Below are 22,705 nucleotides of genomic sequence, written 5' to 3'. Positions count from 1 at the left end.
GGCCACGTTAATAGAACTTGGTGTGCTAAGCTAATGTTAATATTAGGTAATTTCACGTCAGAATTTAAAGATAAGACAGAGTAAATAATACGAAGTATAGTAGATTAAAGAACTGACCCTGACACTACAAAAATAAATGAAGCGGATGCGTAATAATGCTAGTTAAGAACAAAAAAACGCTTACTTTAATGCGCATTGCTGCATTTATTGTCACCATCATGAGCATATACTTTTTTGCCCCTTGGAAATTTGCTTTATATTACTTGCAACCGCTACCGGCGACGATCAAAGAACAAACACAAGAGGCTATTGAACAAGGAGTCGATGGCATTATTGTGTATATTCATAGACAAGGACAGCAACCTGAATATTTTGCAAACGGTTGGCATAATCGAGAGCAAAAAATCCCCGCTTCTGCTACTGCTTTGTTTAAGATTGGCAGTATCCGTAAGCTGTATGATGCATCAGCCTTAACAAAACTTGCCTCTGCTGGGCTAATTGATGTGGATAAAACACTGGCTGATTATCTTCCATCGTTAATTGGACGCATTGAAAATGCAGATAAGATAACACTACGAATGATGGTAAAGCACAGAAGTGGCATACCCAATTACACAGACACTGATCATTTTGATTGGTCAATCACCTACCCCGACCCGCTTGCATTAGTACTCGATACTCCCGCTGACTTTAGTCCTAATGCTGATTACGGCTATTCTAATACTAATTATTTGTTGCTGCGGAAAATCATGTCTAATGTGCTGGGTTATGACCATAACCAATTTATTAAAAACGAGATTTTAACGCCATTGGGCTTAACGAATACCTTCGAGTCTGTAAATGAGATAAATTTAGCGCTATTAATGAGTGGCTATTATGTTGGCTACGAAAATGATTTTAAAGCACTTGATCAAGGGTATGTGGCAACAGCACAAGATGTAGGCGACTTTATTGTGGCATTAAATAATGGCACATTTTTTAGTGAACAAGAGCAAGCTTTGTACGCATCACTCTATAAATATGAGCACACAGGTTGGGTATTAGGGTATTCAAGCATTGCTCGTTATTATAAAGATATCGATACAGTCGTTGTGCAGTTTATAAATACTAATGGCAATGATACTGTGTTGCTCACAGAAATAATTTATAATCGGATTATTGATATTTTAACAGCGCAGCAGTAGTTACAGAGTAGCTGCGCTATCAAAAATTTATGTGAATTTTAAAGAGGGTTTAAATGCGTTTATTACACACCATGTTACGGGTTGCTGATCTAGATAAATCAATTGCGTTTTATACTCAAGTACTCGGCATGAAAGAGTTACGCCGTGCTGATAACGAAGAGTATCGCTATACCCTAGCCTTCGTAGGCTATGGCGATGAAAAAGACACAGCAGTACTAGAGCTGACCTATAACTGGGATACCGACAGCTATGATTTAGGCAATGCCTATGGTCATATCGCGATTGAGTTTGATGATATCTATAAAGCCTGTGCTGATATCAAGGCCGCTGGTGGCAATGTTAGCCGTGAGCCAGGACCTGTTAAAGGCGGCACAACAGAAATTGCTTTTGTAAAAGATCCAGATGGCTACTCAATTGAATTAATTCAGAAGAAAGAAAATATGAGTAAATTTTAGCAAATATATGTAATAGGTTTGCTAATCCGCTTTTTATTTATTTAAGCTCAACTCTGATACGATATTAAAAAAGGTGCTGTATGCACCTTTTTATCGTAATTGACTGTCTTTACTGCCACGTCGGTTAAACCCTTTAGAAAGCGTGCCTTTACCTTCTAGTTCAGCTTGGCAACTTACACAATAATTCACACCAGGTAACGCGAGCCTTCGTGCTTGTAGTATTGGTTCATCACATTCTTCACATAGCTCGGCACTAGCTCCAGAAACTAAATTACTTCTAGCATATTGCACAGCATCATTAACGCTGGCATCAATTTGATCTTGAATTGCACCGTCTCGTGCCCATCCGCTTGCCATATAACCTCCTATTTATTTGGACTTTTATATGTACGCTAACATAGGTAAAGTTTATTTAAGCTGAATATAAGAAAGGGAAAGATGCTAATAAAATTTAGGAATTATTATATAAAATATTTAATTTTTAGATTTTAACTTGGATGAATAATTCTGAAGTAACTATAGAAATGCAGTTAAATTGATGTTGTAAGCTTTTTAATAAAAGCCATCTTACTAATAAATAGTAAGTTTCGTCCCAAGAGATTAGTACTCTTGTTAACGTTGTGTATAGAGAGTGCGGTGTCACACTTCCTTGCACATTACTTAAAAAAAGTAAATGGCGTCCCCAAGGGGATTCGAACCCCTGTTACCGCCGTGAAAGGGCGGTGTCCTAGGCCTCTAGACGATGGGGACACAGAATATGTGTCACTAGGACAACTGAATGGTTTAACTCGTTTCAGGCGAGCTGCTTAATAACACTGCACTTCCCTATTTAAAATAAGTAAGTGGCGTCCCCAAGAGATTAGTACTCTTGTTAACGTCGTGCATAGAGAGTGCGGTGTCACACTGCTTTATACATTACTTAAAATAAGTAAGTGGCGTCCCCAAGGGGATTCGAACCCCTGTTACCGCCGTGAAAGGGCGGTGTCCTAGGCCTCTAGACGATGGGGACACAGAATATGTGTCACTAGGACGACTGAATAGTTTAACTCGTTTCAGGCGAGCTGCTTCATAACACTGCACTGACTATGAAAATAGTAAGTGGCGTCCCCAAGGGGATTCGAACCCCTGTTACCGCCGTGAAAGGGCGGTGTCCTAGGCCTCTAGACGATGGGGACACATAAATGTGTCACTAGGACAACTGAATGGTTTAACTCGTTTCAGGCGAGCTATCTTAATAACACTACACCTACTATAGAAATAGTAAGTGGCGTCCCCAAGGGGATTCGAACCCCTGTTACCGCCGTGAAAGGGCGGTGTCCTAGGCCTCTAGACGATGGGGACACATAAATGTATCACTAGGACAATTGATTAGTTAGACTCACATCATGAGTTTTTAAGGTAATTGCGATTAATACAAATTAAGACTCGAGCTTAATTTGTTCGCTATTTTCTCGGTTAACCCGCCTTTAACTTATAAAAGTTAAGTGGCGTCCCCAAGGGGATTCGAACCCCTGTTACCGCCGTGAAAGGGCGGTGTCCTAGGCCTCTAGACGATGGGGACACAGAAAACTGCTACCCTAGGACAAACACTTTAATAAATTGGTGGAGCTATGCGGGATCGAACCGCAGACCTCTTCACTGCCAGCGAAGCGCTCTCCCAGCTGAGCTATAGCCCCAATTTATTTTGCTAAACACTTGCGCAGTTAAACCGTGCTGTGTATCGCTGAGTGCGGGGCGCATTCTATGCAGCCACCAAAATAATGTCAACATTTTTTTCAGTAACTTTCTTTAAACGGTTTAATTTTCAACAAACTGAATAATGAATAAACCGCGGCGCTCAAAATACATGCAAGGGAGCTGTTTCAAAACAAAAATTAGGACTGAAAGGCGCACAATCTAGATTAACTGAGGTGAAATATATTCTAAAACATCAAAACAATAAGGTATACATTTATATGCAAAATAAAGTCGGAGTCTTTTCTTGTTTTTCACAACAACGTTTTCATCACCAAGTAAAACGAATTTAAGATGAACATACTAGCAATTAACTGCAACGCCCCTACTCTATTGTCAGTTATTTATATGATCACAGAGGCTCCATTAGTTACAGTCGGTGTTTTATATCAATCGTATTTAACTAACGGTATTTGGATTTTTCAATGCGATTGACTATAACCCTCCTCCCTCATGATTAAAAAACAAATCCGCTTTTGACTAACAGGCACCACTAGCTATTAAAGTATTGCATTAAATAATGAGTAAATTGATTGCACATATAGATTGAATGTAAGTAAATTGGCTATAAAACAATCTCAATCTTACTTCATTGATTATAAAACCTGCATCTAAAACATTTTTCCTCATTCAAGTGTTGACACATTTACAACTCTATCTATAATAGCGCCCCACAACAACGCAGCAATGAGTTGTTGTTTAGATGTGGGTGATTAGCTCAGTTCTAAGAAAAGAGAGCATCACCGCTATTTACAAGTAACGGCGAGGTTCACTGGTTAAAGTCCAGTACTATTTATTTTAATAGTAGCGTTTTAATTTATATGTGGGTGATTAGCTCAGTTGGGAGAGCATCGCCCTTACAAGGCGAGGGTCACTGGTTCAAGTCCAGTATCACCCACCACATATAGAACCTGTTATTATATTAGTAGTTGCATGTTTTAAATTTGTAATATGAGTCACAAGCTCAGTTGGAAAAAAGAGAGCATCACCGCTATTTACAAGTAACGGCGAAGTTCACTGGTTAAAGTCCAGTACTATTTATTTTAATAGTAGAGTTTTAATTTATATGTGGGTGATTAGCTCAGTTGGGAGAGCATCGCCCTTACAAGGCGAGGGTCACTGGTTCAAGTCCAGTATCACCCACCACATATAAAACCTGTTATTATATTAGTAGTTGCATGTTTTAAATTTGTAATATGGGTCACAAGCTCAGTTACAAGAAAAGAGAGCATCACCGCTATTTACAACTAACGGCGAGGTTCACTGGTTAAAATCCAGTACTATTTATTTTAATAGTAGCGTTTTAAATTTGTAATATGGGTCGTTAGCTCAGTTGGGAGAGCATCGCCCTTACAAGGCGAGGGTCACTGGTTCAAGTCCAGTACGACCCACCATTCTTAGAATGGTGCATATTACATGATATCTAGATGGGTGATTAGCTCAGTTGGGAGAGCATCGCCCTTACAAGGCGAGGGTCACTGGTTCAAGTCCAGTATCACCCACCATTTAGATATAAAACTTTACGGGTCGTTAGCTCAGTTGGGAGAGCATCGCCCTTACAAGGCGAGGGTCACTGGTTCAAGTCCAGTACGACCCACCATTTATAAAATGGTTATCGTAAAGTTTAGTAATTGATTATTTGGGGTCGTTAGCTCAGTTGGGAGAGCATCGCCCTTACAAGGCGAGGGTCACTGGTTCAAGTCCAGTACGACCCACCATTTAATCAAAATTATATGTGGGTGATTAGCTCAGTTGGGAGAGCATCGCCCTTACAAGGCGAGGGTCACTGGTTCAAGTCCAGTATCACCCACCACATATAAAACCTCACGTTAAATCGATAATTAGCTCAGCTGAAAAGAAAGAGCATCGCCACCCTTCACAAATAATGGCGAGGATCACTGGTTCAAGTCCAGTATCACCCACCACATATAAAACCTCACGTTATATTCTTCAATCGATAATTAGCTCAGCTGAAAAAAAAAGAGCATCGCCACCCTTCACAAATAATGGCGAGGGTCACTGGTTCAAGTCCAGTATCACCGACCACATATAAAACTTCTTAGTAATTCTGTTAAAAATAAAATTCAAAAAGCCTCTAAATACGCTAATTCTTTTCCAAACCTTAAACTCTTTTAATATGTTCCTTGATGGATAATTAAGTTTGAAAAGCATCAACCTAGGCGCTTTACAAACCTAGGGTCTCCTATCTCTATAAAAATCCTCAAGCAATAACTAGCGCTACCTAAATTTGGATAATCAAGCTACTTTAAAACCCATAACTGATCAAATAAACGAAGTCTGCGGTATTAAATTTTAAATTCCCTTGTCAGCGACTAGACTGTTTATTATAGTCTCTGATACGTTCATGTGGTCACAAGTCTAATGCCAGCAAAGATTTTTTCTAATGCAAAAATACTTATAGTTGAAGAGCAGCCTCTTGCTCAAAGCTATATGAAACAGTCGCTCGAAAAACTTGGCTTTCGACAGCTGCGCTTTGCTGAACATGCAAATTCAGCGAAAGAGCAGTGCACCAGTGAACAGTTTGATCTGATTGTTTGCTCTTTTAATTTGAGTAAGCACCAAGATGGCTATCAGCTATATGAAGAGTTACGCGTTAAGCGTTTAATAAAAAACTCTACAGGATTCATTTTTATTTCAGCTGAAACCAGTGGTTCTTTGGTACACAGCGTGCTTGAACTACAACCCGATGACTTTTTGGTCAAGCCATTCACAATACATGACCTTAAAACGCGTATAGAACGAATTTTACTGCGTAAAAATCATTTACAAGCAATATATAATTTCATTGACGATGGTAATGATTCTAAGGCACTAAAAGCAATCAATGCCGCGCTTGATAAAAAAGGCAATGCTTATAGTGCAATATTATTGCGTTTAAAAGGTGATGCTCTACTTCGCTTAAAACGAGTAGATACTGCAAAAGCATTCTTTAAATCAGTTCTTGATATTCAAAAATTCACATGGGCAAAGGTAGGTTTAGTTGAAGCATTAATTGCTAATAATGAGCATATTCTTGCGCAAAGAATGCTGAAAACGATGCTGCAACGTCATGAAACACGATTAGTCGCACTCGATTTACTTGGTAAACTGGAGATTAAATTAAACCAATTTGAATTAGCGCAAGATTTTTTAAGCCAAGCTGTTGATATTGCTCCACGCAATATCGAACGCCAAAAATCACTTAGCCATGTATCGCTGGTAAATCATGATTATGAAAAAAATTATCTAACACAAAAAGATATCGCCAACTTTGCCAAACATTCGATTCACGATCATCCTGACGTATATTTAAATGCTGCACGTGCTGGTATCGATTTTGCTTTAACAACAGATCAGAGCGATCAGATTCAAAGGATTTCAAGACAAACTAATCAATACTTAACTGATTTAAAAAGCCAATTTCCAAATAGTCACAATCAGGCGCAAATAGATGTTTTAAATGCCCGTTTACACTATCTAAAAGACGAACATCAAAAAGCGAAAAAGTTGATTGAGCAGCTCGACGATGACGATAGCCACATTCGCTCTGTAGACGGCGCACTTGATAAAGCAAAGGCATTTCATGAGCTAGGGTTTCATCACAAAGCACAATCGTTATTTAACCAAATTATCAGTCATTGTGAACGTCATCCAACAGTCAGTGATGCTGTTTATTTACGTTATATTCAACAACAACAAAGTGAACGCCGTGATATAAAAATGGGCCCTAAAGAGCTGAATAACCATGCAGTTACACAGTTTAATCGTGGTCAATTAAATACCGCTCTTGAAGCATTCACACAAGCATTTAGAGTAATGCCTCGTAATCCTAGTATTGCTTTAAATTTATTGCAGTGTCTATTTGATAATTCCAAGCAAAATGGCCAAACCTTAAACCTAATGATGGCAAAAAAATGCTATGCGTTACTCAATACGACACCATTAGACAACGAGCAGCAACAACGCTTTAATAAAATAGTACAACAAGCAACGAGTATGGGGCTAACACTTGCTAATCTAGAAGAGCCTGGCAAAACCAAATAGAATAATAAATATTATTCAGCAAAGAGCAGGCTGAATAAATAGTTTAGATAAGGTGTTGTTTATAAGAATGAGGAATACGAAATTAAAAATATCGCTGATAAGCGGTGATATGACTTTTAAAATCCAGCCTTACTGGAATCGTATCATGTAAATTCAGTAAGGCATTGGTTATTGTCAATTACGAGCTAATAAATTACACCTTCTTCAATGAGACCGCGTTTATACAATAACGCAAACCACTTGGCATTGGCCCATCAGGGAATACATGACCTAAGTGTGCATCACATACATTACACACAGTTTCTATTCTTTGCATACCATGGGTCTTGTCACCATTATAAGCAATCGAGTTTAGTTGCGCGGGTTGAGTAAATGATGGCCAGCCAGTGCCACTATCAAATTTTTCATTACCATCAAATAATAAGTTATCACAACATACACAGGCGTACTTACCAGGTTCAAACAAGGTGCAGCTATCTGAGCTGTGCGGGCGCTCTGTGCCTTTATTACGAGTCACATAAAAGGCTTCTTCGGTTAATTGTTCACGCCATTGCTGCTCGGTTTTTACTACTTTACGGCTCGGCTCAGGATTGCCTTTATTGGCAAAGTTTAGAATATCATTCCAATTCAACATAACTGACCTCATTGAGTAAGATAGGTTAATTTACTGCTATCCACATTATCATGGTATCGCGCTAATAACATTGTCAGCTCTGGATTTATCCGCACTGCACAAAATGGTTTTGTAGGGGTTGAAAAATAATAATTTCGATACTGGCTAGGGGAATGTTTAAACTCACTGGCTAATAATATTTGCGTAATCAAAGCTAAATCTTATCGCTTCAGTACACTAATGGCAGCTCACTCCTAAGCCTATTTGCTGTTGCATACTATATTTCATACCCACTATGCTTTTTAAGGCGCTGACATATATACCGTGTTGCTCACTATTTAGTTTCATTCAATTGTAATTAATTTCTTTTCATTTTTAGTCAATAGTGCATTAAAGTATTGTATTAGCTCCGCTTTAGTTGCCGGTAAGCCTATTGAGCATTGATGCTGCTCGCTGAAGATAATTAAAAATTGGTCATCATGACACTGTATTTTCTTGATACTATTTATAGGCAGCCATTGCGGGCCGTGAGTGCGGTCAAAAAAACCTGAAAGGGAAAATAACAAAAGGTGCTGTTGTTCGCGTCGAATAAACTTATCTAGGCCATTACGTGCTTTAAATAGTGGTGTTAGCCGATAACAGCATGAGCTAAATACAAATAGCCACAGAGCAATTAGAAATACAAACCACGCTTGCTGAAATAACATGGTAAATACACTCAACAATAATAACACGATACCGAAACAGCCGACTATCAGCGCCAGTAATTGATTAATTTTACGCATCAAAGACTCCTTGCAACGTTAACCTAAATTACTTACTTGAACTTTTTTCATCGGTTTCAGGATCGGGCCAATCATTAAAAAACACCGTTAAATAACGACTTTTTGCTAAATATAATAATACCCACAATACCGTCACCATTTGCAGCGCTAAAAACATCGAAAACTGATAATAACTATGGGCGGCTTGAATAATCAGCCAGCTTAAATCTATCGCTGCACATGCTAATAATGGCCAACGCATAAAACGCCACACTCGCGCTAACCATGCTGCACTGTCTGCGCTTTTTTGTGGCCTGCGCAAACAAAAAATTACGGCAGGAATAATGGCTATTGTACCAATAGCCAACGCACTGAAAAAGTCAGCTTTAGATCTAAACACTAATGACATTAAATCAAGCTCAGGACGCCTGCTCAGTGCCGCAATGATCCAAATAAAGTAGGCACGAAGTAATACCAATAAACTCAAATGAAACGCGATTGGAGTGCGATAGGTGCCATATTTGTCCCAATACTCTGGTCCATAACGCTTCATAACTGGTTTTTCCTCTCGGCTACTACGCCAAGTAATATAAATGCAGCCACGGCTGTAACACCTAACCAGCGCACACCAAAAAACATCAGTAACTGGCTTAGTAATGGAGTGACAAATACTACTAATAAGCCAAAACCAAACCCGGTTACTAGTACAAATGCACATACTCTGAGTATAAAGTGGCGCCTTGCTACAAAGCGTTTCGTGGTTTTAATAATCTCATTTGCATACAAAGACACCAAACACACCACCAGTAACAATGCGATATTATATAAGTAAGGCTTTAGCCACTGACCAAAGGTCAGTGCTAAATCCTGAAAAAGCGTAATAATGCTATCCATTATGTTGCGCCAGTAATGCAATTAAATCATCTTCGGTCAGTATTTCAATGCCTAAATCTTGTGCTTTTGTGAGCTTAGAACCGGTTTTTTCACCCGCTATTAACGCATCGGTTTTAGCTGATACACTACCTGAAACTTTCGCCCCTAACTGCTGCAAGCGTGCTTTTGCATCATTTCGATTAAGCTCGTTCAAAGTACCCGTTAACACATAGGTTAAGCCTGCTAACGGTTGTGAGTCTTCACTTGGCGGCGTGAGTTCTGGCCAATGAATACCCTGCTCCAGCAAGGCAGTTACGACATCTAAATTATGTTGCTCAGCAAAAAAACCACGCACATGCTTGGCTACAATTTCCCCAACATCACTAACTTCGACTAACGCTTCAGTTGTTGCCGCAGTTACTTTATCTAGCGTTAAAAAGTGATTAGCTAAATTTTGCGCCGTCGCTTCACCGACTTCACGAATACCTAATGAGTATAAAAACTTAGCCAACGTCGTTTGTTTTGCATCATCAAGTGCAGCTACTAGGTTTTTCGCCGATTTTGGCCCCATGCGCTCAAGCGATTCAAAATGTCCTTGTTTAAGTATGAATAAGTCTGCTGGCGTTTTAATGAGCTCTCTGTCCACCAGCTGTTCAACAATTTTATCGCCAAGGCCATCGATATCGAGTGCTTTGCGTGAAGCAAAGTGTTTGATCGCTTCTTTACGCTGTGCTTGGCACACCAGGCCTCCTGTACAGCGCGCTACGGCTTCACCTTCAATGCGTTCAACATGGGAGTCACAAATTGGACAAGTAGCCGGAAAATCAATCTCTTTGGCATCTGTTGGACGGCGCTCTAATACCACTTGAGTAATCTGTGGGATCACATCACCAGCACGGCGAATGATCACAGTATCGCCAATTTTTACACCCAAACGCTCTATTTCATCACGATTGTGTAACGTTGCATTTGAAACCGTGACACCACCAACAAATACCGGCTCTAAACGAGCCACAGGGGTAATTGCGCCAGTGCGCCCCACCTGAAATTCAACATCCAGTAGCTGAGTGATTTCTTCTTGCGCAGGAAACTTATACGCAATCGCCCAACGCGGAGCTCGCGCCACAAAACCTAACCGCTCTTGTAGTGCTTTGTTATTTATTTTGATCACCACACCATCAATTTCATACTTCAAGCTGCTGCGGCGCTCAAGTATATCTTGATAGTAATCCAAAGCAGCTTGCTGACCTTCGACTAACTTTGTTTCCGGGCAAAGTGGTAACCCCCAGTCAGTTAGCTTAGCCAATTGCTGGTAATGATCACTTGGTAATACGCCATTTGTCACAACACCAATACTGTAGGCATAAAACATCAAAGGTCGCTTGGCGGTGATTTTTGAATCGAGTTGACGCAAGCTGCCTGCGGCTGCATTACGTGGATTAACAAATACTTTGTCGCCACGCTTTTCGGCTTCAGCATTAAGTTTGTCAAATCCGGCGCTATCCATGAACACTTCACCACGAATTTCAATTTCCTCAGGAAAGTCATCGCCACGTAATTTAAGCGGTATATTACGAATCGTTTTAACGTTAGTGGTAATATTTTCGCCGGTGTGCCCGTCGCCACGTGTTGCCGCCTGCACTAACACACCATTACGGTATAAAATCGACACCGCTAAACCGTCAAGTTTTGGTTCACAGCAAAAGGTCAGCTCATTGTTATCCATCAAACGTTCTTTAATGCGGCGATTAAAAGCGCTGAACTCTTCTTCACTGAAAGCGTTATCAAGTGACAACATCGGCACTTGATGAGTGACTTGCTCAAACTTAGCAAGCGCCGCACCACCTACTTTCTGGGTCGGTGAATCAGTACTCAAGTACTCAGGGTTTGCTACCTCAAGCGCACTTAATTGTTGTAATAAACGATCATACTCTGCATCAGGAATACTTGGGTTATCAAGTACATAATAATTATGATTGTGATCTTCTAACTGCTGACGAAGTTGCGTTATTTGCGCTAACACTAAAGTGGACATACTGACCTCAAAAAACATAAAAAAGCCACTTAAACGAGTTATCGCCAAGTGGCTTATAAAATTCTTAATTAATTAACTGCATATTGCAGGTGATTAAGCTGAAAAGCGTCTCACTTTTTCAACATAATTGCGCACACTGTCAACGGTCATTTCTTCTCGTTGTGAGTCTAAAATAACGGCGCCAAATTCATCTGCTAATTTTTTAGCCGCACTGTGCAACATGTTAAATGCAGCAAGCCCGTCACCATCGCACGGCAAGGTCATAAACAAGCTAATCCCACCTGTACTAAATTGTTCCATATTATCTATATCGAAAGTACCAGGGTTGTACATGTTCACTAACCGAAACAGCACTGGACCATGGCCAGCTGGATCTAAATGACGATTAAAAAAGCCTTCTTCAGAGTACTTAAAGCCAAGTGTATTTACTGCTGGCAATAATTTGCTGCCTTCCATATTCAAGCCTTCAGGCATTTGAATATGCACAATGATAAAGTCACTTGCAGCTGGTTGCTCAGCTTCATCCTCTTCGCTTGCATCTGTTGCAGTAGTCACATCATCAACCTCAGCGGCAAGTTCGTCATCTGACGCTGCAAAAGTGTGTGGATGTTTTTCATCAGCACTAAAGCTTAAATCCCCAAACTGCGGTTCATCACGCTCAGTAAGAGATGCTGGCTCAGCTTCGCTTTGACGCTCAGTAAACGCCTGATCTGCAGGCTCAACCCGCTCATCATTAGTCGCAACGGGTGCGTCTTTTTTACGAACTGACCATAGGCCATGTATTAATAATCCACCAATGACAATTACACTGATAATGATTAAAACCCATCTTAATTGTTCGGCCATCCCCTCACCTTTATTATTTATCTACTCAAATATTAATATTTATGCATGTGCCATTTGCACCGCTTGTTCAATATCTACAGCGACCACACGCGAAACGCCCGGTTCAGCCATTGTTACACCCGTCAACCTGCCAGCCATTTCCATGGCAATTTTATTATGACTGATATAAATAAATTGCACCGATTGTGACATTTCTTCCACTAATCGGCAAAATCGCCCAACATTCGCATCATCCAATGGTGCATCAACTTCATCCAGCATACAGAACGGAGCTGGATTGAGCCTGAATATTGAAAATACCAATGATAATGCGGTCAGCGCTTTTTCTCCACCACTTAAAAGGTGAATTGTTGAATTTTTCTTGCCCGGTGGGCGTGCCATTATACTAACACCACTTTCCAGTAAGTCATCACTGGTTAATTCAAGATATGCACTGCCGCCGCCAAATACTTTAGGAAATAACTGACCAAAATCGTGATTTACTTGATCAAAAGTCATTTTAAAACGCGTTTTGGTTTCGCGATCAATTTTTCCAATTGCACCTTCAAGTGTCGTCAATGCTTTGCTTAAATCCTCGACTTGACGATCTAAATACTGGCTACGCTGCTGCGCTTGTTCAAACTCATCAATCGCCGCTAAGTTCACCGCGCCCAAGTCACTTAAACTTTGTCCTACTTTATTAAGCTGTCCTTGATAAGTGTTTATATTGGCGTTTTCAGGGAGCTGTGCCAATACTTCTTTCAAGTTTTGCTGTAACTCACCCAGAGGTTCAAGAGCTGCCTGTGCTTTAATTAATAAGCTCTGCTCTTCGAGGGCAAGTTGTTGTAATTGTTCTTGTAAAAGTACCAGCTCCCCCTGCGACGCTTTAAGCGTTGTTTGTTTATCTACAAGAGCTGTTTTAGCTTCCGTCAATACACTTTGCAAATTTTTGAGTTCAATGTCACTTTGTTGATGTTGTTCCAACAATAATATTATTTGCTCTGCGACCTCTTCTAATGGCATCACCAACTCTTCAATTTGCGCGGTTAACTCACTGACAGCTTCACTGGCGGTTTCGCTGGCGGTCGTTGCATGCTGTAATTTAGTGTCACTGAGTTGGCATTCACTGCGCGCTTTTTGCTCACTTAGTGTCGCCTGATGGGCAAGCGTTTTATAGTGTTCAAGCTGAGCGTTTGCCTGTTTATATTGCTCATCAGTGTGTTGCTGCTGCACTTGAGCATCATTAAGCGCAACACTTATTTCATCACGCTGTTTTGCCACACTTGCTATATGTTGCTGTTGTTCAAAAACTTTATTCTCTATGCTCGTGTGTTCAACGTTTAACTGCTGTAGCTTCGCTTGTAATTTATGTTGTTGATTCTGAAACTGCTGTAATTGCTCTTTGAGCATATCGCGACGAGTGCTTCCTGAGGCCACTTGTTGAGCAAGCTGATGTACCGCTGCTTTTAACTCTTCGCTTTGTGCCTTCAATTGCTCACAGACTCGCTGTTGTTCTGTAAGCTTATTGCTTTGTATAGCTAGTTCGTCACTGAGTTGAGATGCTAACTGCGTTGCTTCGGCCAACTGTTTATGTTTGATCAGCAACGAATTTTCTGCACTTTTACTGGCTTGTTGATACCAATTGCGGCCCTGAATATGACCTTGGCGATCTATCACTGCAAGCCAATACTCATCCGCTAAATCATTATGTTCAAAATCATTTTTATACTTAATGCGATGTAATAAATCAGGGTAAACCCCTTGCTCTATAAACACCGCTAATGAGCTTTGCGGTGCGGTGTCGGTAGTTGGCCATACTCCGTTAGGTGTTGCTATAGATGTCACATTTAATTGTTCAAGCCCTTGTAATGCTTGTTCAACCACATGCTCAAATCCAGTACGTACAACTAACTGTGCCAAAACATCGCCACTACCTTGCGCTGGAGTATCTGCGAGTATTGTATTCAAGCCTGCTATTTTGGCTTTATTCTCGTTTTGTTGTTGTGCTAGTGTTTGATGTGCATCTTGGCAGGTGCGTAACACGGTTTGAGCTTGTTGATGATTACTATTTACTTTGTTTAAGGCAGTTTGTTTTGCTGCTAACTCTTGCGTTAGTGACTGCATTAACTGCTGCTGCTGCGCTACTTGTTCAGCAATTGGATTTTCTGCCAGCTCTATTAATTCGCTTTCTAATGCCGTTTGCTGGTTTTTAATATAGTGCAAATTTTGCAGCTGTTGTTCGGCTATATTTTGTTGCTTGCTATATTGCGTATTAATAGCCTGAAACTGCTCATTAACTCGTTGCCAATCCGAAGCACTGCGCTGCTTGGCACTTTGCAACTGTGCCGCCGCGTCGGCCATCTCAGTGACTTGCTCTGTACATATTAAAGTATGTTCAATTGCCTCTTGTAACGCATTTTGTAACTCATCAGTATGGTCTTTTTGTTGTTGTTGCAGCTGCTGATTTTGTAACTGCAACTGTTGTTGTTTGATCAGGTTGTGACTAAACGCTTGTTGTTGTTGTTTTAAGTTTATTTGCTGTTGCTCAGCACGAGTCAATTCAGTGTGCGTTTGGTGCTGGGCTTGCTGCGCATCATTGAGTTTTTCAAGTTGCAATTGCACTTGGTTTTCAAGACTTGCTAGTACATCGTCATGACCTGAATGAGCGGTTTTAAAAAAACTAATTTGCTCATTCAGCTTGGCCATTTTGTCGGCTTTAGTCACTTGTTGCTGATGTAGCTTTTGCCATTTTAAGACCGCTAGTTGCCCTTTTAAAGTGCGCTCTTGGGTTTTTAACTCGCGGTATTTTTTTGCTTCAACTGACTGTACTGCCAGTTTATCAACTTGTGCTTGCAGCTCTTGGCGAACATCGAGTAAGCGTTCAAGGTTTTCGCGGGTACTTTTGATCCGGGTTTGCGTTTCACGACGGCGCTCTTTGTATTTTGAAACGCCTGCAGCTTCTTCTAAAAACACCCGTAAATCTGCCGGTTTACTCTCAATTAAACGCGAGATCATGCCCTGCTCGATAATCGCATAACTACGCGGACCAAGACCTGTGCCTAAAAATATATCGGTAATATCTCGTTTGCGGCATTTACTGCCATTGAGAAAATACAGCGATTGCCCGTCGCGTGTTACCAAACGTTTAATTGCCACTTGGTTTCGATCGGCAAAAGTATTCGGTAAGTGCCCTTGGGTATTATCAAAAATCAACTCTACCGACGCTTGAGAAATAGGTTTGCGATTGGTTGAGCCATTAAAAATAACATCGGTCATGGCATCGCCACGCAGATTTTTAGCAGAGCTTTCGCCAAGCACCCAACGCACAGCATCGATGACATTAGACTTACCGCAGCCGTTTGGGCCAACGACACAGGTCATTTGATCTGGGAATGGAATTTTAGTGGGCTCTACAAAAGATTTAAAACCCGCTAATTTTATGGTGCTCAAACGCATCTAATTGGTTTACCGATTGTTATTGTTATAGCTTGAGTATTTAATTTAACCGTTCTTGACGATAAAAGTAAGTACAGGGATTAAGCTTGGCGTTTAAAATTATCTAAAATAATACCCGTTGCCATGGCTACATTGAGAGATTCTGCACCACCAAAAGCGGGGATGGTTATCTTATCTGTTACCAATGCTGCGCAAGCTTGACGTATTCCATGAGACTCACTACCCATTAACAAAACACCTTGACCTGTAAATTGAGTTTTATGCACGCTTTTTCCATCTAAAAAAGCGCCATAAATAGGTAAGTTTAAACCACTTAAATACGCAGGCAACTCAACTTGGCTCACTGAGACTCTAACAAACGAGCCCATAGTGGCGCTAATAGTTTTAGGGTTGTAAGCATCGGCACTATCTGTGCTGGTGACAATATGCTTGATCCCATACCAATCAGCTACTCTGATAATGGTACCTAAATTGCCCGGATCAGATACACCATCAAGGGCTAAGATTAAACCGCTTGCCTGCGGTGCACTCGCTGTTGGCATGTCAACTATAGCTATAGCGGCATTATTACTCACTAAAGTACTTGCTTTAGTTAACACATCTTCATCCGCTGCAATTAAGTTAACGTGTTGATACTTATCTTGATAGCTATCGATGAAGCTTTGCGTTGCAAAAACGTCTTTGGCTTTTAATGGACTATTTAGTAACTCTAATACGTTTTTTTCACCTTGAACAAGATATTGACTATATTGTTTACGGTACTTTTTTTGGCCAAGCTGGCGAATAAGTTTGAGTTGGTTTTTTGAAATCATAATAGCCCCATTAAATTATCTGCTCAGTATACCAGAGATGATTTAAAGTGCAGCCCTACAAACATTAAAACCAATAAAATTACACTACAAACAACAAGCTAGGATAATGATAAAGATTGTTTTCATTACCAAAAAAAGGTAAATTTACAAAAAACAGCATGGATATATTTTTTTAATGGAATCAACACACCCAACCCCAGACGAGCCTAACAAAACAAACACCCAAAGTGCATCGCCAATTTTTAGCGGGAAAGTACAATTTAAGGGTAAAGCTGCTGAGTATTTTGGTATTTGGATTGTCAATATTTTACTCAGCGTTATTACACTCGGTATTTACTCAGCATGGGCAAAAGTACGCACATACCGCTACTTTTATGGTCACACACGTATAGACGGACACGGCTTTGACTACTTAGCAACACCGATGCAAATTTTAAAAGGTCGTATTTTAGCGGTGGCGGTTTTTTTAATTTATACCTTTGCCACCAGCTTCTTACCTATTATTGGTTTATTGTTTGCTATTGGATTTCTATTTCTAATGCCATGGATTATTAACCAAGGCCTACGGTTTAATATGCGTATGACTCGCCACCGAAATGTGTGTTTTTCGTTTCAAGGTAATTATGGCGAAGCCTTTGTTAACTTTATCCTACTGCCGATTGCAAGCATATTTACTTTATATTTATTAATGCCTTATGTTTTAAAGCGTATCGATAGCTATATTCACAGTAACATTAGCTACGGCGACAAACCACTGACGGTGAACTTAAAAGGTGAAACCTATTACCTCACAGCACTTATTTGTTTTGTAGTTAGTTCTATCACTATGGTGATATTTATGGCCATTTTAGGTTTTTTTGGTCTCGATTTACTAAACGCAGAAAACCAACAAAATATACAAGACCCATCTGCGATGATAATTATGTTTGCTGCTTTAATGGCCGCTTATGTGTTTATGATTACTATAGTAACTGCTGTGTGGAAAGCTGCTATCCGTAACCATATTATTGATAATAGCCAGTTTGAAGGTGTAGCAACGTTTAAGTCAGAACTAAAACCTGTACCTTTTGCTATGTTACTTTTAACAAACATGCTCGCTATTGTATTTTCTTTAGGACTTGCTTACCCGTGGACAAAAGTACGTACATCAAAAATGCTCGCTGATGTAACTACGGTGAATATTTATTCTGGCGCATTAAACTTAATCGATACTCAACAAGCACAGCAATCATCTTTCGCTGAAGAAGCTGCAAATGTATTTGATATAGACCTTTCATTAACTTAAGAGCTCATCATGCATGTAAAAGGACATTACTTTCCTAAGGCATCGAGTAATTATCAAGAGTGTGTCGTAAGTATTAGCGACACACATATTGACATAAAACACGATGAATACATTATAACTCGCCACGCCATTACTGAACTTAATTTAAATTCAGGTATGGCTGGTCTTGCCGACGAGTTAAGCTTTACCGATGGCAGTCGATTTATTCCACTAGATGTAAATTACAGGTGGCCATTTAAATCAAATAATCATCAGATAATGGAACGCCTAGAAAAAAGTAAATGGGCTATTTTAGCTGCCGTTATACTTACACCACTGTTTATGTGGCTAGCGCTTTACAAAGCAGTGCCAGCAATTGCGGTTTATAGCATAGATACACTGCCGCATAATGTGATTAATCAAATGGGTGAACAAAGCTTTACGGTGATTAAAAAGTTAGCGCTCGATGATAGCGAATTGCCGGTTGAACAACAAACTAAGATACAACAACATTTTAATACCATGCTTGAGCAACTATCACTTGATAAATCGATATATCGATTATCTTTTTATAAATCTGAACATTTTGGCGCTAATGCATTTGCACTACCGCATGGACGTATTGTGATAACAGATGAGCTTGTTAATTTACTTGTCGATCAACCCAATGCCCTAAAAGCAGTATTACTACACGAAATAGGCCATATAGTACACCAGCATAGTGTGCGCATTACTGCGCAATCAGCTGCAAGTACAATTGTATTAGCGGTAATATTTGGTGACTTAGAAGGTATTGCAGAAGTTGCTCTGGGGACTGGCGCGTCATTTGCACAGCAAGGTTTTTCAAGGGATATGGAACGCGAGGCCGACAGTTTTGCGTTAACGCAATTGGAGTATTTAGGGTACTCAAGTAACGACTTTGCCGATGCAATAGAGACACTCCAATATAGCCATACCAGTGAAAACGAGCACCTTAAAAAAGTGAATAATTTACTCGAGTATTTATCTAGCCACCCAAGTGCACAAGAGCGAATAGATAATGCCAGAGAATAACTTACTTTATATGCAACTTGCCCGCGGTGTAGTAGCATTAACATGGATATATCATGGTTTTTTCCCAAAGCTTTATCATATAGCCCCTCTTGAAAAGCTTATGACCGGCAGTGCGGGTTTTTCAACTGAGGTGTCTGATTTTATTACCCGCTCAGCAGGTGTTGGAGAAATTATTTTTGGCCTGTGTTTAGCTTTATTTTATAAAAATAAATACTTAGTTATTTTAAACATTTTAGCGCTTAGTGGACTCTTGCTTGCTGTGATAATAATGCAACCACAACTACTTATTGAAGCGTTTAACCCTGTTACAACTAACGTACCACTTATTGTGTTAAGTATTATTTGGTTAAAAGAAATAACTATTACAAATAATACGAGCCTGTAAAACAAAAGGGTATGCGTTGGCATACCCTTTGTTGTAAAACTCTATTTATAACATCAATACTTATGCTTTAATGCCCACAAATGCAGTAGCTCACTAGCAATAGTGGCTGCAGCAATCGCAGTAAGCTCACTTTGGTCGTACGAAGGTGATACTTCAACAACATCCATACCAATCATATTAATGCCTTTAAGGGCACGTAATATCTTAAGTACTTTATCTGATGTTAATCCACCACATACCGGTGTTCCAGTACCAGGGGCAAACGCCGGATCTAAGCAATCAATGTCAAAAGTGATATACACAGGTAAATCACCTACTCTCGCTTTAATCTGCTCAGCAATCGTTTGCGCCGATAAATCATTGGCGGCCATCGCATCAATCACTGCAAACTCGTGTTTGCTTTGATCAAAATCAGTACGAATACCAATTTGGATACTATGATCAACATCAATCAGCCCTTCCATCGGCGCATGGTAAAACATGGTCCCGTGGTCGTAGCGTGAGCCATTACTATAAGTATCAGTATGGGCATCAAAATGCACCAACGCCATTTTACCAAAGCGCTTAGCGTGAGCACGTAACAACGGTAAAGTTACAAAGTGATCGCCCCCTAAACCTAAAATTGCTTTACCTTGGCTTAAAATACCCGTCGCAGCTTGTTCAAGCTTAGCGGTAAAGTATTCAGCGTCACCGACAGGGTAAGTAAAATCTCCAGCATCAGCCAGTTTTAGGCGTTCGAACAATTTGAACGTCCATGGGTATTTTGTTTCTTCCCATGCTAAATGCACTGATGCACGACGAATCGCATCAGGGCCTAAACGCGCACCTGGACGTCCTGAGGTTGCCATATCAAATGGCAAACCTAACACCACAACATCAGCATTGATGTCAGTAATATTTTGTACCATTGGCTGACGTAAGAACGTCATGCCATTGGAATACAATGAGTGATCTGGATGATCAAACAAAGTGGTCATATTAAAGCTCTTCTAAATAAGTATAACCGTCTAAACCTGCTTGCAATTCATCAAGCACACTTTGCTGCTCATCTGCTGGTAATTTTGCAGCCACTAGCTGTGCGTACGATGATTGAAAACCTTCTACATCAAGATGAACATAGCGCATCATGTCAGCTACAGTGTCACCTTGGTTTATTTCTACAATGCTTGCGTCGCCTTGCTCATCCATGTGTACCATTGCACTGTGGGTGTCGCCAAATAGGTTATGCATGTCACCTAAAATTTCTTGGTATGCCCCCACTAAGAAAAAGCCCATTAAATAGGGTTTTTCAGCACTAAATGCCGGCACTGGTAAGGTACTCTCAATGCCTTGCCCATCAACGTAATGATCTAGTGCACCGTCAGAGTCACAGGTAATATCTAACAATACTGCGCGTCTTTGTGGTGCCTCAGTTAAGCCACTTAATGGCAATACCGGAAATACTTGGTCGATTCCCCACGCATCAGGCAATGACTGAAACAATGAGAAATTAACAAAAAACTTATCCGCTAAACGGGCATTAAGTTCATCTATTATCGGGCGATGAAAACGGTTTTTGTTATCCATGTGTTTATTAAGCTCATAACACACACGTAAATTTATTTGCTCAGCCCAGGCGCGTTGAGTTAAATCTAATAATCCCATCGCAAACTGGTTATGTGCTTCAGCTAAATCACCTTGGCTATCATGATATATCTCTATTAATGCACGGTCGTCTGTCAGCACATGAAGTTGCTGCCACGACAGCCACATGTTATTGAGCAATAATGGCGCGTCATCTGCTGGCGCTTGAATTTCTTCAGGCTCATAACTTTCAGTGCCAATCACATTAGAGATAAGCACTGCATGATGCGCTGTTAATGCACGCCCAGACTCAGAAATAATAGTCGGGAATGGTTGCTCGTACTGCTTACAAATATCACCAATGGTGTAGACAATATTATTTGCATACTCAGCTAAGCTATAGTTCATCGAGTTGTGAGACTGGCTCCGTGTACCGTCGTAATCAACCGCTAAACCGCCACCGACATCTAAACATTCAATTTGTGCACCGAGTTTGCGTAGTTCACAATAAAAACGCGCCGCTTCGCTAACACCTAAACGCACATCGCGAATATTCGCCATTTGCGAGCCTAAGTGAAAATGCACCAACTGAACTAAATCAAGTTGATCAGTCTCTTTTAAACGATTAACAACATGTAATACTTGTGAAGCGGATAAACCAAATTTTGATTTTTCACCGCCGCTAGCTTGCCATTTTCCTTTACCCTGCGACGCTAAGCGCACGCGAATACCAATACGCGGTTTTACGTTCAGCTCTTTAGCTTGGCTTAGTACCATGTCCAGCTCAGACAGTTTCTCAAGTACGATGTACACTTTATGGCCTAACTTTTCGCCAATTAATGCTAAGCGCACATATTCTTTGTCTTTGTAGCCATTACACACAATCACTGCACTGGTTTTTTCAGCTAATGCCAATACTGTTAATAGCTCAGGCTTACTGCCCGCCTCTAAACCGAGTTGTTTCTTTTCTACGTTCGCTTGGCTTGCAACAATTTCTTCGACCACTTCACGCTGTTGGTTTACTTTAATTGGATAAACAAGCAAGTAATCTTTTGGATAACCATAGCTTTCAATCGCAGTATTAAATGCAGCACATAAGCTGTGCACGCGGTGATGCAAAATTTGTGGAAAACGAACCAACGCAGGTAAACTCAAGCCTTTATCTTCAAGTTGTTTTGCAATATCAATAAGTGCGATGGTTTGCTCTGGGGCATCAGCCTTGGGCGCAACATACACATCACCTTGATCATTAATACCAAAAAAACCTTGGCTCCAATGACGAACATTGTAACTCGTGCGAGCTTGTTCTAGTGATGTTGTCTCTTTCATTTATCTTTCTCTTTTATTTGATGAATGCCTTGCGGCTGTTGCGCGCATTAAAGGAAAAATAGCTTATCAAGTCCAACAAGTATTTTTGCTCGTAACGAGTGAGTTTTAGTGTCGATAACAACGGCCCTTTTATTTGTTGGGCACTGGAGTATTTAGTATAAAAAATAGAAGGCTTAAAAGGGAATATATATAAAAAAGTTAGCCGAAAACGTGACTCTCAATGATAAAAGTGGCGCTGACCAAGGCCATTTACGACTTATATCCGTTTATAAGCCGTAGTTGTGTAGGAGATTAAATCGATGAAGTACTCAAAAAC

The 22,705-nt window shown here is 40.3% G+C and carries 17 protein-coding genes and 14 tRNA genes; 14 read left to right on the top strand and 17 right to left on the bottom strand.

Annotated features, from left to right (window positions below):
• Positions 1-152 precede the first annotated feature (152 nt).
• Positions 153-1,184, top strand: coding sequence for a serine hydrolase (locus H5182_RS14430; RefSeq protein WP_182760228.1), 1,032 nt, complete (start codon positions 153-155; stop codon positions 1,182-1,184).
• Between the two features lie 53 nt (positions 1,185-1,237).
• Positions 1,238-1,639 (top strand): lactoylglutathione lyase, encoded by a 402-nt coding sequence (gene gloA / locus H5182_RS14425; protein WP_145240703.1) that lies wholly within the window; start codon positions 1,238-1,240, stop codon positions 1,637-1,639.
• A gap of 90 nt (positions 1,640-1,729) precedes the next feature.
• Here gloA and H5182_RS14420 read toward each other — a convergent pair whose 3' ends face one another.
• The 7 genes from H5182_RS14420 to H5182_RS14390 all read right to left on the bottom strand — a co-directional run bounded on the left by H5182_RS14420 (position 1,730) and on the right by H5182_RS14390 (position 3,315).
• On the bottom strand, positions 1,730-1,996 hold the full coding sequence (locus H5182_RS14420; protein WP_182760202.1) for a DksA/TraR family C4-type zinc finger protein: 267 nt from the start codon (positions 1,994-1,996) through the stop codon (positions 1,730-1,732).
• Positions 1,997-2,313: 317 nt separating this feature from the next.
• Positions 2,314-2,389, bottom strand: a tRNA-Glu gene (locus H5182_RS14415).
• A gap of 183 nt (positions 2,390-2,572) precedes the next feature.
• Positions 2,573-2,648 (bottom strand) — tRNA-Glu (locus H5182_RS14410).
• Positions 2,649-2,738: 90 nt separating this feature from the next.
• Positions 2,739-2,814: transfer RNA gene (locus H5182_RS14405), tRNA-Glu, on the bottom strand.
• Between the two features lie 90 nt (positions 2,815-2,904).
• Positions 2,905-2,980: transfer RNA gene (locus H5182_RS14400), tRNA-Glu, on the bottom strand.
• 144 nt (positions 2,981-3,124) lie between these two features.
• Positions 3,125-3,200: transfer RNA gene (locus tag H5182_RS14395), tRNA-Glu, on the bottom strand.
• Between the two features lie 39 nt (positions 3,201-3,239).
• A tRNA-Ala gene (locus tag H5182_RS14390) sits at positions 3,240-3,315 on the bottom strand.
• Between the two features lie 883 nt (positions 3,316-4,198).
• On the opposite strand from H5182_RS14390, the gene H5182_RS14385 reads away from it, so the two are divergent.
• The 9 genes from H5182_RS14385 (at position 4,199) to H5182_RS14345 (ending at position 7,417) form a co-directional block, all read left to right on the top strand.
• A tRNA-Val gene (locus tag H5182_RS14385) sits at positions 4,199-4,274 on the top strand.
• 169 nt (positions 4,275-4,443) lie between these two features.
• Positions 4,444-4,519: transfer RNA gene (locus H5182_RS14380), tRNA-Val, on the top strand.
• A 172-nt stretch (positions 4,520-4,691) separates the two neighbouring features.
• A tRNA-Val gene (locus H5182_RS14375) sits at positions 4,692-4,767 on the top strand.
• Between the two features lie 35 nt (positions 4,768-4,802).
• Positions 4,803-4,878 (top strand) — tRNA-Val (locus H5182_RS14370).
• Between the two features lie 19 nt (positions 4,879-4,897).
• Positions 4,898-4,973, top strand: a tRNA-Val gene (locus H5182_RS14365).
• A gap of 42 nt (positions 4,974-5,015) precedes the next feature.
• Positions 5,016-5,091 (top strand) — tRNA-Val (locus tag H5182_RS14360).
• 19 nt (positions 5,092-5,110) lie between these two features.
• Positions 5,111-5,186: transfer RNA gene (locus H5182_RS14355), tRNA-Val, on the top strand.
• Between the two features lie 142 nt (positions 5,187-5,328).
• Positions 5,329-5,419: transfer RNA gene (locus H5182_RS14350), tRNA-OTHER, on the top strand.
• Between the two features lie 336 nt (positions 5,420-5,755).
• Positions 5,756-7,417 carry a tetratricopeptide repeat-containing response regulator gene (locus tag H5182_RS14345; RefSeq protein ID WP_145240699.1) on the top strand — a complete coding sequence of 554 codons (1,662 nt, stop codon included), beginning with the start codon at positions 5,756-5,758 and terminating at the stop codon, positions 7,415-7,417.
• Between the two features lie 193 nt (positions 7,418-7,610).
• On the opposite strand, the gene msrB is transcribed toward H5182_RS14345, so the two are convergent.
• The 8 genes from msrB to H5182_RS14305 all read right to left on the bottom strand — a co-directional run bounded on the left by msrB (position 7,611) and on the right by H5182_RS14305 (position 16,795).
• Complete coding sequence (gene msrB, locus H5182_RS14340) at positions 7,611-8,051, bottom strand: peptide-methionine (R)-S-oxide reductase MsrB (RefSeq protein ID WP_182760201.1); 441 nt, start codon at positions 8,049-8,051, stop codon at positions 7,611-7,613.
• Positions 8,052-8,374: 323 nt separating this feature from the next.
• Complete coding sequence (locus tag H5182_RS14335) at positions 8,375-8,815, bottom strand: hypothetical protein (protein ID WP_182732419.1); 441 nt, start codon at positions 8,813-8,815, stop codon at positions 8,375-8,377.
• A 28-nt stretch (positions 8,816-8,843) separates the two neighbouring features.
• Positions 8,844-9,347 (bottom strand): DUF2919 domain-containing protein, encoded by a 504-nt coding sequence (locus H5182_RS14330; RefSeq protein ID WP_182735432.1) that lies wholly within the window; start codon positions 9,345-9,347, stop codon positions 8,844-8,846.
• Positions 9,344-9,688 carry a DUF3392 family protein gene (locus H5182_RS14325; RefSeq protein ID WP_145240691.1) on the bottom strand — a complete coding sequence of 115 codons (345 nt, stop codon included), beginning with the start codon at positions 9,686-9,688 and terminating at the stop codon, positions 9,344-9,346. Before H5182_RS14325 ends, H5182_RS14330 begins: the two co-directional genes overlap by 4 nt.
• Entirely contained in the window at positions 9,681-11,702 is a 2,022-nt protein-coding gene (gene ligA, locus H5182_RS14320) for an NAD-dependent DNA ligase LigA (RefSeq protein WP_182760200.1), read from the bottom strand. The genes H5182_RS14325 and ligA overlap by 8 nt, the downstream gene beginning before the upstream one ends.
• Positions 11,703-11,795: 93 nt before the next feature.
• The gene (gene zipA / locus H5182_RS14315; protein WP_182732421.1) at positions 11,796-12,548 is read right to left on the bottom strand and encodes a cell division protein ZipA; all 753 of its coding nucleotides are present in this window, start codon (positions 12,546-12,548) and stop codon (positions 11,796-11,798) included.
• A gap of 39 nt (positions 12,549-12,587) precedes the next feature.
• Complete coding sequence (locus H5182_RS14310; protein WP_182760199.1) at positions 12,588-15,983, bottom strand: chromosome segregation SMC family protein; 3,396 nt, start codon at positions 15,981-15,983, stop codon at positions 12,588-12,590.
• An 80-nt stretch (positions 15,984-16,063) separates the two neighbouring features.
• A complete protein-coding gene (locus tag H5182_RS14305) occupies positions 16,064-16,795 on the bottom strand; it encodes an RNA methyltransferase (protein ID WP_145240683.1) in 732 nt (243 codons plus the stop codon).
• Between the two features lie 175 nt (positions 16,796-16,970).
• On the opposite strand from H5182_RS14305, the gene H5182_RS14300 reads away from it, so the two are divergent.
• From H5182_RS14300 to H5182_RS14290, 3 genes are read left to right on the top strand one after another with little or no spacing between them, the layout of a single operon-like run.
• Positions 16,971-18,080 (top strand): YjgN family protein, encoded by a 1,110-nt coding sequence (locus H5182_RS14300; RefSeq protein ID WP_182732423.1) that lies wholly within the window; start codon positions 16,971-16,973, stop codon positions 18,078-18,080.
• Positions 18,081-18,089: 9 nt separating this feature from the next.
• Positions 18,090-19,112, top strand: coding sequence for a M48 family metallopeptidase (locus H5182_RS14295; protein ID WP_182760198.1), 1,023 nt, complete (start codon positions 18,090-18,092; stop codon positions 19,110-19,112).
• A complete protein-coding gene (locus H5182_RS14290) occupies positions 19,099-19,497 on the top strand; it encodes a DoxX-like family protein (RefSeq protein WP_145240671.1) in 399 nt (132 codons plus the stop codon). Before H5182_RS14295 ends, H5182_RS14290 begins: the two co-directional genes overlap by 14 nt.
• 53 nt (positions 19,498-19,550) lie before the next feature.
• Here the strand turns inward: H5182_RS14290 and speB are convergent, their stop codons facing one another.
• Together speB and speA are read right to left on the bottom strand one after the other, a co-directional pair.
• The gene (gene speB / locus H5182_RS14285) at positions 19,551-20,474 is read right to left on the bottom strand and encodes an agmatinase (RefSeq protein ID WP_145240669.1); all 924 of its coding nucleotides are present in this window, start codon (positions 20,472-20,474) and stop codon (positions 19,551-19,553) included.
• A gap of 1 nt (position 20,475) precedes the next feature.
• Complete coding sequence (gene speA / locus H5182_RS14280; protein ID WP_145240667.1) at positions 20,476-22,389, bottom strand: biosynthetic arginine decarboxylase; 1,914 nt, start codon at positions 22,387-22,389, stop codon at positions 20,476-20,478.
• Positions 22,390-22,705: the final 316 nt, after the last annotated feature.

The sequence above is a fragment of the Pseudoalteromonas sp. SG44-17 genome (genome assembly GCF_014164235.1).
Classification (GTDB): domain Bacteria; phylum Pseudomonadota; class Gammaproteobacteria; order Enterobacterales; family Alteromonadaceae; genus Pseudoalteromonas; species Pseudoalteromonas rhizosphaerae.
Note: the sequence above shows the minus strand (reverse complement) of the source record. Positions and strands in the feature narration are given on the sequence as shown.